The sequence below is a fragment of the Bellilinea sp. genome (genome assembly GCF_034432615.1).
Lineage (GTDB): Bacteria > Chloroflexota > Anaerolineae > Anaerolineales > Anaerolineaceae > Bellilinea.
In genome coordinates, this window is the sequence record NZ_DAOUBL010000236.1 from 1 (window position 1) to 12,130 (window position 12,130).

The following is a 12,130-nucleotide window of genomic DNA, read 5'->3' on the forward strand; positions in this document are numbered from 1 at the left end:
AAGCCGCGAATGTCGCTCATCAGTACCGTGGCAACGGCTTGCTGACCTTCCAAACGGAGATTGCCGGAGCCGAAGGTCTGGCGCAATTGCTCACGCACTTCCGGCGAAACCGTACGCCCCAGCAGATCGCGGTAGATAAAACCTTCCTGCAGGCCGGCAATCATGGCGTTGAAAGCGTGGGCCAGCACCGATAACTCATCGTTGCCCTCCACATTGACTTTTATGCCCAGATTACCCTGCGCAACCTGCGAGGTGGCCCGCACCAGCCGCAGCAGAGGACGGGTGATCAGGTTAGCCAGATAAATTCCCACCAGAATCACGAGGAGGATGGAAATGGTGATCAACAAAAAGACTTGCAACCGGGTGATTTGACTGGTACGCACCAGAAACGCCTGAGGCAGGGCTACCCCCAGCAGGCCCAAATCTTCTCCGCTGCGCGCCTCCCACGCCCCCAGCAGCTCAGTATAGTTAATGCCATTGATGTTCAGCGGACGGGATTTGCTGGCCTGATCCTGGGTTTGCAGCACTTCAAGCGCTAAAACGGGCTCAAGCGTGTGCTGAAAAGTGGGGAAGGTGGAGGCAATCGGGCTGCCGGACAGCGTATACAGGGTTGTATCGCTGAGCGTATCCAGTTTCATTTCCCGTACCAGCGAAGCTGCTGACTTGCCAACCAGCACTACACCGCTTAACTGCCCCTGCGTGTCCAGAATCGGCCCGCTGATGTAGAAATAATCTCCCCAGGGTGTTTGAACGAAAGCCGCAAACTTGTCGCCGCGCGCATCCTGTTCGCGGCGTAAAACCCGCTGAACAAATTGCTGCTGACTGAAGAAGGGGTCTGCCCGTGAGTAGGTATATTCTCCGCGCGGGGCTCCCGGCAGGCGGCGGGCAGAAAAGACGGTCACCCCCTGAAGATCGAGAATTTCAACAACTTCTTCATTGTTGTTGATTGCCAGCGGCAGGGTCAGCTGGCGCAATTGTTCTGCATCGCTGGCTTGGATTGCCTCGGCAACCCCCTGCGTGTTGGCAATCAGCCGTAGGGTAGCCAGAAGACGGTCTTCTTCGCGCACCATCCAGTCGGTGGTCTGCCTGCCGGCGGCTACCAGCTGATTGAAAAAGCGATCCTGTACCGATTCGACCACCACTTGCGTGACAAGATAGGCAGATGCCAGGGCGAACAGCAGGGCAAGGATCAGGTAAGGCAGGGTAATCTTAAGGCGCACCGGGACTTTGACCGCCGGTGGCTGGCTGGCCGGTAAGCTGCTTACGGCTGGCGGTCGGCGCGGTTGAGTGGGTACATCAACGGATTGCAGACGACGTAAAGCCTGCTCGATCCAGCGCGCCTGAAACGGCTGGCGCAGGAAAACATTGAAGCCCATGGATTTTGCCAGCATCTCGCGTTGCACATCTGGAACCTGGTTGGTGAGGATGACCTTGACTTGGGGGTCTGCAGTCTGAATGCGGCGTAAGAATTCCAGCCAGCCTTCACCGGGAAAATGCAGGTCCAGCAAAATCAGATGCGGTTTGATTTGCTTGAAAAGCGCTTCAGCCTGTCCAATTTCCCACGCCTCCCAAACCTGGTCGCCCCGGCTGCGAAAGTGACGTGTCAGCGCCTGAGCTGGCTGGGCTTGTTGTTGTACGATGAGGACTCGCTGGGCAGGCATTGATCCTCAGGCAGAAATCCTTACGACAGGTATTCGCGCAGGTGACGGCTGCGGGTGGGGTGGCGCAGTTTGCGGAGTGCTTTGGCTTCAATTTGCCGGATGCGCTCGCGGGTGACGTTGAAGTAGCGGCTGACTTCTTCCAGGGTGTGGTCTTTACCGTCAATCAAACCGAAGCGCAGTTCGAGCACCTGCCGCTCGCGTTCGGAAAGCGCGCCGAGCGCGTTTTGTACCTGCTCGCGTAACATCTCACGGGCTGCCGCGTCCATCGGTTCCATGGCATCATCATCTTCGATAAAATCCCCCAGCTGGCTGCTGTCTTCATCCCCAACCGGCCGTTCCAGTGAAACAGGTTCCTCTGCCGATTGAAGAATGCGCTGTACTTTGGCTGCCGCCCAGTTCCAGCGGCGCTGCACTTCGGGATCCAGCGGAAGGTTGGCCGCCTGCGCTTTCTTGATGAGGTTAACATCCTCTTCGCTGAGAAATCCGCCTTCCAGGGCCAGTTCCTCGTTGGTTGGTTCACGCCCTAACTTTTGTACCAGATTGCGCTGGACGCGCAGCAGGCGGGTGATGGCTTCAAAAAGATGCACCGGTATGCGGATGGTGCGCGCCTGTTCAGCGATGTAACGACTGATGGATTGGCGTATCCACCAGGTTGCGTAGGTGCTGAATTTGAAACCCCGCGTTGGGTCAAATTTGTTGACTGCCCGCAGCAAACCCAAATTGCCTTCCTGAATCAAATCGAGGAAGGTGATTCCCCGTCCCAGATAGCGTTTGGCAATGCTGACCACCAGCCGCAAGTTGGCCCGGATGAGGGTCTGGTTGGCTTCCTCCGCAAGCTCGTGGATGTTCTTAATCTCTTTTTCAAGGTCGTATTTGACCAGCCGAACTTCAAAGAAATCAATGCCCGGCAGGTCTTCGCCTTTTTTTAGAATCTCAAAAAGTTCCTGTGCCAGTTCAGATGGTAAAAGGTACAGGCACAGGTAGAGGGTAAAGGCGTTGCGAACCAGACCATCCCAAAGGGAGTCTTTTCCCCATAAACCGTTGTCGAGAAACGACCGCATATAAGAGGGAGTATCGGATTGCCAGGATTGGCGTAGGGCCTGTGCTTCTAATAAAATCAAACCCAAATCGGGTACTTCTTCATTGCTTAGACGGTTGACATCCTGCTTGAAGCGTTCCCAGGATGTATACAGATCCTCCACCACCGCAAGATATAACTGTAAATTGGGATCGAGAGCCGGGTTTTTGCCATCGAGGTGGCGGCGCAGGGTTTGCAGGTACTGGCGGGCTTCAATGCGGGCGGCCAGACGAAACTCGCTGTCCGCATCCAGCAGGTTAATTTGGCCAATTTCTTTGAGGTAAAGACGAACCGGGTCTTCGGAAAGCTCCACCGCCAGGGCAGGATCTTCTAAAATCTCCAGCGGGTCTTCCAGCGGTACTTCCGCTTCAACCCATTCGTCGGCGGGTACGAGCGGCAGGACTTCTTCAATATCATCACTCAACATACTGTTGAGATCGCCATTTTCCAGATTGGCAGCGGCAGTTAAATTCAAAGGATCCAGCAAATTGCTGGATGTTTCGGGCGGCAGTGCTTCATTGCTGGTTTCCGGCGGGCGCTTTTTTGCGCTGGATGTGGAAGATGATTTCTTAGGGGTGCGAGCCATGGTTAATAATATACCATAAAAAGAAAAAATCTCTTTTTTTATTCCACTTCTGCCACTTTTGCAAGAGCTTTCTCCAATCGGCTGCGGGCTTGAATGTAATCGGGTATCAATTCCAGATAGGGCGAAACAGCCGAAGTGCTTTGTTCCTGAAGGTCTTGCTGTATAAAGCGCATTTGCAGAATGTTTTCATTGACGCGAACCAGCCGCAGCATGATAAAGGTTCGTAATAAATCTTCTGTGTAGCGGTTGCCTTTTGGTTCACCGTATTTGAGCGGTTGCTGCAATTCCTCTAAAAAAGGTTTGAGTTCAAGAGGACAACTCCGGTCAAGGAAGGCGGTTGGTTCCATCTGATCCTGTGTCAGCGATTGAAGCAGCAATGCGGCCATGCTCTGATGTTCGCCGAATTCAAAATCCTGTGCCGAAAAACGGCTCAATCCGTTGGCTTGCAAGTGGCGGTCCAAGGTGTAAATTGCTTCGGGGTTGCGCACCAGCAGCCGCAGGCAGTGCCTTTCCATTTCCTGTGCCTGCCTGCCCGGCTGAATTTCGTGGGGCGGAGCTGGACTCTTCTCGCGGGGCTGGCGTGTGCGCGCCGCTGTTTTACGGGTCGAACTGGGAGAGGGCGGCGAAATGGCCTGCAAAGCGCGTTCGTCTATTTTGAGCAAGCGCGCCAACCGCTGACGGTAAGCGTCGCGCTCGACCGCATCGGGCACATCGTTGATTAAAGTTAACACCTGACGGGCGATTTCGCTTTTCACCTTGGGGTCATCCACATTGCGGCTGGCGGCCAGCGATTCCATCACATGGATGACCACCGGTTTGGCATCGGCAACGATTTGTTCCCATTGCGCCGGATCGCTCAGGACGACATCATCGGGATCTTTGCCGGGGGGGAGGGCGGTCACCCGCAGGTCAGCCTGTAAGCGGGCTTCGTGGCGCAGCAGGCCGCGGGCATCGAATACGATTTCGTCGCTGTGGTCGAATGCCTGTCGGGCAACTTCCAGGCCGCGCAGGGTGGCTTTTTCACCGGCGGCGTCCGCATCCAGCGCCAGCACAATGCGGCGGGTGAAGCGCTTGAGCAGGCGCAGCTGGTCTTCGCTGAGGGCAGTCCCCATTGGAGAAACCGCATTGCTGAACCCGGCCTGATGCAAGGCAATCACATCCAGGTAGCCCTCCACAATCACGGCCTGATCCTGTGCGCGGATGGATTTGCGTGCCAGATGAAGCCCGTACAACAGCCGGCCCTTATCGAAAAGCGGAGTTTGGGGAGAGTTGAGGAATTTGGGCTGATCTTCTGCGCGCAAAACCCGGGCGCCGAAGCCGGTCATCTTTCCGCTCATATCGCGAATGGGGAACATGATGCGGTGGCGGAAGCGGTCGTAACCCCCGCCGTCCTGCCGTTCGGTCAGCAGGCCGGCCTCACGGATTTCTTCAAGGGTATATCCTTTGCCGCGCAAGTAGTTCAAAGCAGCATCCCACGAGTCAGGAGCGTAACCCAGTTCAAAAATCTCCATCGTTTGGGGCTGGATGCCGCGCTGCTGCAGGTAAGCCCTGGCCTGTTTACCGGCAGGGGTGTTGAGCATCTGATGGCGGTAGTACACAACGGCTTCTTCCAGCAGGTTGCGCAGCCGGTCGAATTCTTCGGCCTGAGCCTCCTGCTGAGGAGAAGGTGTTTCCAGCGTGACGCCGGCACGTTCTGCCAGATAGCGCAGGGTTTCGCTGAAGTCCCAGCCTTCTTTTTTCATCACAAAGCGGAATACATCACCGCCTTCGTTGCACTGTCCAAAGCAGCGCCATGTGCCGGAATCCGGGAAAACCACAAACGCCGGTGTGCGGGTATTGGTATGAAACGGGCAAAAACCAATATAGTTCTTTCCGGTTCGGCGCAGTTTGACCGTTTCTGAAACCAGTTCAACGATGTCAATCCGCGCTTTGATTTCATCAATTGCGCTCATAGTTTGATTTTAACGTTGAATCGGTGCTCAGATAAGGATTTCCAGCGGCGGATATAAGCTGATTTCTTCCCCGGATTCCCAATAGAAGGGACGAATGGGGGATATCTCAAGGTTTGTGCCTTTACTTCAATAAATCAAAAATCATTTTGATAGCTATCACCCAGAGTAAAATGCCAATTATCTGCTTTAACTGGGAACTTGAAACCTTTTTTTTCATCAATTGCGAGCCTGCTATTGATCCACCTGCCGCCATGACCGCCATGATACCTACAAAAAACGGGTCTAGCCTGCTCATTGTGGCATGACCGAGAAAACCGGAAAAAGAAGAAAATACCACCACCAGGGCTGTTGTTCCTGCAGCCACTTTGGCATCTAAACCTAACCAGTTGAGCACAGGCAGAATAAAGTTGCCGCCTCCAACCCCCAGCAGTCCACCAATAAAGCCGGCCACAGTGCCAATGCTGGCTCCGACAAGGGTCTCAGCCGATCGGTTGAGCGGCTGGGTACGCTTCTTTGTCTTATAAAAAAGCATTACGGCTCCGGCAAAAACCAGAAAGGCAGCAAACAGCCCAAGCAGTACGCTTCTATTAACGGAAGCAGTCAATCTTGCGCCAATTGGAGAAAATAAGACAGCAGCAATTAGGACTGGCAATCCGACTCGCCAGTTGATCAATTTGCCCTGCCAGTAATTGATGGTTGCCAATAAGAGGCTAACTACATTCAATAACAAAGCAGTGGGGGTTGCCTCGGCCAGAGGAACCCCCAGATAGTAGAACAAAGGAACAAACAAAAAAGCTGCTCCCAGGCCTGCCATGGCCAGAAGGCCGGAGAGTACAAAGACCAATCCCGCACTGATAAGATAGATTGTGGGAGACATTCAGTTTTTATTAGCGGCCATAGCCAGAGCAGGGGATGCAAACAAGTTGTTGGCCGTCCACGCGCAAATAGGCAAGGGCAGTTAATTCACCACAGCGGTCGCAGGGTTTGAATCCCATCACTTCTGGCAGCCAATTGCCCGAGTATTCGAAGATTTCGCCGATTTTCAGCACTTCTTCTTCCGGTGCATTCCAGACCAGTTCCACCAGCTCCATCTGATCTTCCAAGGGGATATCGTCGGGTGAGATACCGGCAGCTCGCTGCTGCATAAACCTGGATGCGGCAATTTGCTTTTGTAATTTACTTGTGAATACCACCCGTACCGCCCGGTTGGTATCTTTTTCGATCAGGGTAAAACCAAGTTTTCCAAGGGGATTTTTGCGAATATTCCCTTTGCCAAATGTGCAACCGGTGGCATATTGAACACCGTCACCAAAACACATACCGCCATGCTCCTCGCCTATTTCAACGATACCATAAAGCTGGGTGCCGCCAGAGCGCTTGACGCCCAGTTTTTCCAGCGCAGCAAGTCCTACGCGAACGCCTGCAACACTTGCCCAACAGCGGTGTCCATGAAACTCCAAGGCTTTTTCTAATACTGTTCGAGGATCCATTTTTGTTTTCACCTTATTTTGAATTTTTTTTCATTAACCTTATTGCCAGTCGCCGGAATAAACCCGTAGAAATATCCAGCCAATATACTTAATTTGAGTAATTGTTGACTTATAAATCACCATCCCAAGCTAATATCTACCGCCAAATGACAGAAACACTGGTTTACCCCTTCGAAGGAATTGGTAAATTGGAATCCCGGATTGGGTGGCTGCCCTTTGAAGAATTGGGTTTTCATATTGAATATGGGGGCACCCAATTTTACTCTCTTTCATATTCAAACATATGAATGTGATTATATTCCCTTGTATTTTTTTGTCAAGATCTTTTTCAAATTCTAATATGTGACAACAATTGTTAATTCGTTAAAAGGTGTTCTTCTGTATAATGAAAATATATATCTTTGTCTTTTTCGCTATTATTCAGGGGAGCAAAAATGAAACGAGATAAGGGAGGTCAAGGGCTGGTTGAGTATGCGTTGATCATGTTGCTGGTAGCACTGGCGGTGATTGTCATTTTGGCGCTGCTGGGGCCGACCATCGGCAGTTTGTTCAGTAACATCATTCCCCTCATCTGACGCTTCTCTCACGCAAAATGATTATGGATGAACCGGAGCATAATTCCGGAGGTTATTCCCTGGGGTAAAGCGATAAACAATTTGCGCCTTTCCCAATTTTACGGAGCGGGAAAGGCGCAGATTACTCTATTTTTCAGGGGGGTTAGAACCCTTCCAGCCGCGAGAAATCGGCTACGCCGCGTGCCAATCCGGCAATGCGTTGCAGCATTCCCAGCCGGTTGGCGCGTTGAACAGCGTCCTCCGACATGACCAGCACTTCGTCAAAGAAGCGGTTGATCACCGGAATCAGGGGCAGGAAAACGGCAAAGAAATCTTCAACCGAGCCGCTGCGGCGCGGAGTGGTTTCGGCTTGCAACAAGGCGCTCAACAGGGCTTTTTCGGCATCCTCAACCAGTGCTCCCGGCTCAATGGTGAAGGTTTCCTTCTGATCTCGGGTGATGCGCACGCAGCGGGCGTATGCCGGTAATATCTGGTTCCAATCTTCGCGCTGAGCCCATTGCTGCAAGTGCTGCACAGCACGGAAGGCAGCTGCCGGATTTTGACCCTGCTCTGCCAGCACGGCAGAAACCACATCATAGCGATAGCCTTCTTCAAGCAGGTTGCTTTGCAGGCGGCCGATGATGAACTCCAGACAGGTTTGCAGGCTTTCAGCACTGGCAGGGATGGGCAGCCCCTCAGCAGCGGCCTGCAGTCCGGTCTGCAGGTCAAAATCCAGATTCCAGTGGATCAGATTTTGCACAAGCCCCAGCGCAGCCCGCCGCTGGGCGAACGGGTCTTTGGTGCCGGAAGGTGCCAGCCCGGCGGCAAACAACCCTGCCAGCGTATCCAGCCGGTCCGCCATGCCAACCAGCAAGCCCGCTGCAGATTGCGGGAAATCATCCCCGGCATAGCGCGGTAGATAGGATTCAAAGATGGCCTGAGCAACCGCCGGTGATTCGCCGATGTGCTGTGCGTAATAACGGCCCATCAGCCCTTGCAGGCTGGTCATTTCGATGACCATGTTGGTGACCAGATCGGCTTTGCACAGGTGAGCAGTGCGCCGGGCAACGGCAGCCTGTTCCTCATCCAACCCAACCATGGGAATCAATTTTTCCACCAGGCGTTCGATGCGGTGAGTTTTATCCAGCATCGAACCCAGTTTGACCTGAAAAGTGAGCGTATTCAGGCGCGGCAGGAAGGCTTCCAGCGGTTGTTTCAGGTCTTCGTTGATAAAAAAAGCCGCGTCGGCAAAACGGGCGCGGATGACCTGTTCATTGCCGTCAACGACCACTTCTTTGAACCGCTCGTCGCCGTTGCGAATGACGATGAAGTAAGGCAGCAAACTGCCGTTATTTGTATAAACCGGAAAATAGCGCTGGTACTTTTTCATGACCGAGATCAACACTTCCGCCGGCAAGCTGAGGTGCGCCTCATCGAACGAGCCGCGCAGGGCGGTGGGTGCTTCAACCAGACCGGTTACCTCATCCAGCAGGTTTTCATCCAGACGGGCAGGGTCGCCGCCGCATTCTGCAATCAACTGTTCGGTTTGGCGGCGGATGCTGGCGCGCCGTTCGGCGGGATCGAGTAGAATGCCCTGACTGCTCAAAAACTGGAGATAGGTGTCAATTTCGTTGATCTCCACCATTTCGGGCTGGCGGAAGCGCAATCCACGCGTCTGATTGCCGCTGCTCAACCCGGCGTACTGGAAAGGAATCAACTGTCCATCGAACAATGCCAGCAGCCAGCGGATGGGGCGCGAAAAAGCAACACCGGATTGGTTCCAGCGCATGGATTTGGTGAAATTGAGCGAAGCGATCCACTGCGGCAGGGCGGATGCCAGGACTTTCACTGCCGGTTTACCGGCTTCAAAAATGCGTGCAACGGCGTATTGACCGCCGTCCATTTCGGCGATCTGCAACTGACCAACCTCAATCCCACGGCTGCGTGCAAATCCAATCGCCGCTGGGGTGGGGTTGCCCTGGGTATCAAAGGCGCGCTGGGCAGGCGGCCCCTTGACCAGCGTTTCGCGGTCGGTTTGGTGGTCGGCCAGATTTTTTACAATGACCGTAAGACGGCGCGGTGTACCGAAGACATTGAGCGTCCCGTAATTCAGACGCAATTCTTCCAGCCATTGAGGGATGCGTTCCTGCAACTGGTTTATGGCATCCTGCAAGTCACCGGCGGGCAGTTCTTCTGTGCCAATTTCAAATAACAAATTTCCCGGCTGGTTCAGGCGATGCGTTTCTCCTGTGGCGGCAGCGCCGCGCGGTGCAGAAATTGCGGCAGTGGGGGTGCCTTTTTCAGCGGGCAGCATGGGGTATCCCAGCCGTTCGCGCTGGTCAAGATAGGCGTGTGCTACTTTTGCAGAAAGATCGCGCATGCGGGCAAACATGGCAGCCCGTTCGGTCACACCGACGGCGCCGCGCGTATCCAGAATATTGAAGGTGTGGGAGCATTTCAGCACATAGTCATGCGCCGGCAAGACCAGGCCGTGTTCGAGTGCATTGAGCGCTTCGGCTTCAAACAGGCTCATCATCTGGCGCGCCCGTTCAACATCGGCAATCTCAAAATAATACTTGCTGTGTTCCTGTTCGCCTTGCAGGTTCACATCGCCGTAGGTGCGTTCGGGGCTCCAGCGAATATCGCGGAAATTACGCACTTTTTGCAGCGCCATGGCAATCCGTTCCAGGCCGTAGGTGATTTCTACCGAAACCGGATCCAGCACAATCCCGCCGGCCTGCTGGAAGTAGGTGAATTGGGTGATTTCCTGCCCGTCCAGCCACACTTCCCAGCCCAATCCCCACGCCCCCAGGGCAGGCGATTCCCAGTTGTCTTCCACAAAGCGAATGTCATGTTGATGCGGGTCAATTCCCAATGCCTGCAGGGACTGAAGGTAAATTTCCTGCGGGTTGCCGGGGTCGGGCTTGAGGATGACCTGAAACTGGTAATGTTGCTGCAAGCGGTTGGGGTTTTCTCCGTAACGTCCATCATCGGGGCGGACAGAGGGTTCGACATAGGCAACTTTCCACGGTTCAGGGCCCAGCACGCGCAGAAAAGTGGCCGGGTTGTAGGTGCCGGCACCCACCTGCGTGTAATAAGGCTGCCAGATCAGGCAGCCCTGATCGGCCCAAAAGCGCTGCAAATTCATGATGATGGTTTGGAAATCGATCGGTTCAGACATGCGCACTCCACAAAACGGCTTGAGATTGCCTCCCGATTATACTACGGATGAGATTTGATTTGTCAGCAGCGGAAAATTGCACTACAATCGGAAGTGCCATGGCATTTCGAGATCTGGTCATCCAAAGCCAGTTGATCCCACCCCTGCCGCGCAAAGCCATACTCCCCCGTCCCCGCGTTCGCTCGTTATTGCAACGCGCTTTGCAACGTCCACTGACTTTGCTGCTGGCCGGCACGGGTTACGGAAAGTCCACTGCCCTGCTCGATTTGCGCGAAGAAGGCCGCCGCCTTTTCTGGTATACGGTCAATGAACCTGACCGTGATCCGTTGTTGTTCTTGATTCACCTCATCAGTGCTTTTGCCAGTCAAAATGAAGCGTATGGCAGGGATGCGCTTCGTTATCTCGAAGAACACAATGGCCGGGTGGCGCCTTCCGCTCTAACGCCGTTGTTGAATGCCCTTACGTTGCATTTGCTGGAAGAAGGCGTGCTGGTGATGGATGATTATCACTGGGTGCATGATGTGCCGGAAATTGCCGGGTTGGTGCGGCATTTGATTCAATACCGCCCGCCGAACTTGCAGGTGGTGATTGCCACGCGCACCATGCCGGATCATCTGGATTTGAACCGCTGGCGGGTGAAGGGGGAATTGAGCCTGTTGACTCACAGCGATCTGGCTTTCACTTCAGAGGAAATCGAAGATCTTTTCCGGGAGGGGTACGGTTTTCCAATTACGCGGCAGCAAGCCGAACGGCTTGCAAAAGAAACCGAAGGCTGGGCGCTGGTACTGCAAATGATCTGGCAGAGCGTGCAACGTCAGCCTTCCGCCTCTCTGGATGGGGTGCTGGAACGCCTGCCCGAAACACTGGAAGGCCTGTTCGATTATCTGGCGCCGGAAGTGCTTGCCCGCCAGCCAAAGGAGATTCAGCAATTGCTGGTGCGATCCTCCATTTTGCGCCAACTGGAAGGCGAAATATGCGATGAACTGTTGGGAATTGAAGAGAGTGCCGTCCTGCTGAAGCGATTATATGAAGGGGGCCTGTTCATTGAAACGGCTGGCGGGCAGACTTACCGTTTCCAACGCCTTTTTCAAGAATTTTTACAGGCACAGTTGAATCAACAGCCTGCTGAAGCGCGGTCTTTGCATCTTCGGGCTGCAAACCTCTATCTGGATCGTAAGCGGTCAGAAGAAGCCATTTATCATCTGCTTAAAGCCGGGGAGTATGCCTTTGCGGCGGATGTGATTGAACAAATTGGCGTGGGACTGATTCGGAGTGGACGCCTGGAAAGTTTGCAATACTATCTCGGCCGTTTACCATCCGGGTTGAAGGCGAATCGTCCGCTGCTCCAGCTGCTGCTGGGAGACCTTCATCGTTTGCTGGCCGATTTTGAACCTTCGCTGATCCACTTCCGGGCTGCTGAGCAACTCTACCGCCAGCAGGGGGATCATTGGGGTTGCAGCCGCGCTTTGCGCGGGCAGGCGCAGGTTTATCTGGATACGATTCGCCCGCTGCAAGCCGATGCGCTGCTGGAAGAAGCCCTGCGCCTGTTGCAGCCGCAGGAACACCGCGATGAAGTGGCCGCTTTGCTGGATCAGCTGGCCGAAAACAAACTCAACCTTGGCAAACCG

The 12,130-nt window shown here is 54.1% G+C and carries 7 protein-coding genes and 1 pseudogene; 2 read left to right on the forward strand and 6 right to left on the reverse strand.

Features of this window, described 5'->3' with window-relative positions; genetic code table 11:
• The 5 genes from VAE48_RS10195 to VAE48_RS10215 form a co-directional block, all read right to left on the reverse strand.
• Positions 1–1,661: cache domain-containing protein (locus VAE48_RS10195; protein WP_322793219.1), on the reverse strand; the 1,661-nt coding region annotated here is incomplete at its 3' end.
• A gap of 20 nt (positions 1,662–1,681) precedes the next feature.
• Positions 1,682–3,325, reverse strand: coding sequence for a sigma-70 family RNA polymerase sigma factor (locus VAE48_RS10200; protein ID WP_322793220.1), 1,644 nt, complete (start codon positions 3,323–3,325; stop codon positions 1,682–1,684).
• A 38-nt stretch (positions 3,326–3,363) separates the two neighbouring features.
• The gene (gene dnaG, locus VAE48_RS10205) at positions 3,364–5,277 is read right to left on the reverse strand and encodes a DNA primase (protein WP_322793221.1); all 1,914 of its coding nucleotides are present in this window, start codon (positions 5,275–5,277) and stop codon (positions 3,364–3,366) included.
• Between the two features lie 121 nt (positions 5,278–5,398).
• The gene (locus tag VAE48_RS10210) at positions 5,399–6,154 is read right to left on the reverse strand and encodes a sulfite exporter TauE/SafE family protein (RefSeq protein WP_322793222.1); all 756 of its coding nucleotides are present in this window, start codon (positions 6,152–6,154) and stop codon (positions 5,399–5,401) included.
• 10 nt (positions 6,155–6,164) lie between these two features.
• Positions 6,165–6,767, reverse strand: a complete 603-nt coding sequence (locus tag VAE48_RS10215) for an FmdE family protein (RefSeq protein WP_322793223.1) — start codon at positions 6,765–6,767, stop codon at positions 6,165–6,167.
• Between the two features lie 434 nt (positions 6,768–7,201).
• On the opposite strand from VAE48_RS10215, the gene VAE48_RS10220 reads away from it, so the two are divergent.
• Positions 7,202–7,342: a pilus assembly protein gene (locus VAE48_RS10220; RefSeq protein ID WP_322793224.1), complete on the forward strand. Its 141-nt coding sequence runs from the start codon at positions 7,202–7,204 to the stop codon at positions 7,340–7,342.
• Between the two features lie 142 nt (positions 7,343–7,484).
• Here VAE48_RS10220 and glyS read toward each other — a convergent pair whose 3' ends face one another.
• On the reverse strand, positions 7,485–10,502 hold the full coding sequence (glyS, locus tag VAE48_RS10225; RefSeq protein WP_322793225.1) for a glycine--tRNA ligase subunit beta: 3,018 nt from the start codon (positions 10,500–10,502) through the stop codon (positions 7,485–7,487).
• A gap of 98 nt (positions 10,503–10,600) precedes the next feature.
• On the opposite strand from glyS, the pseudogene VAE48_RS10230 reads away from it, so the two are divergent.
• Positions 10,601–12,130 (forward strand): annotated as a pseudogene (locus VAE48_RS10230) (hypothetical protein); the annotation flags it as partial.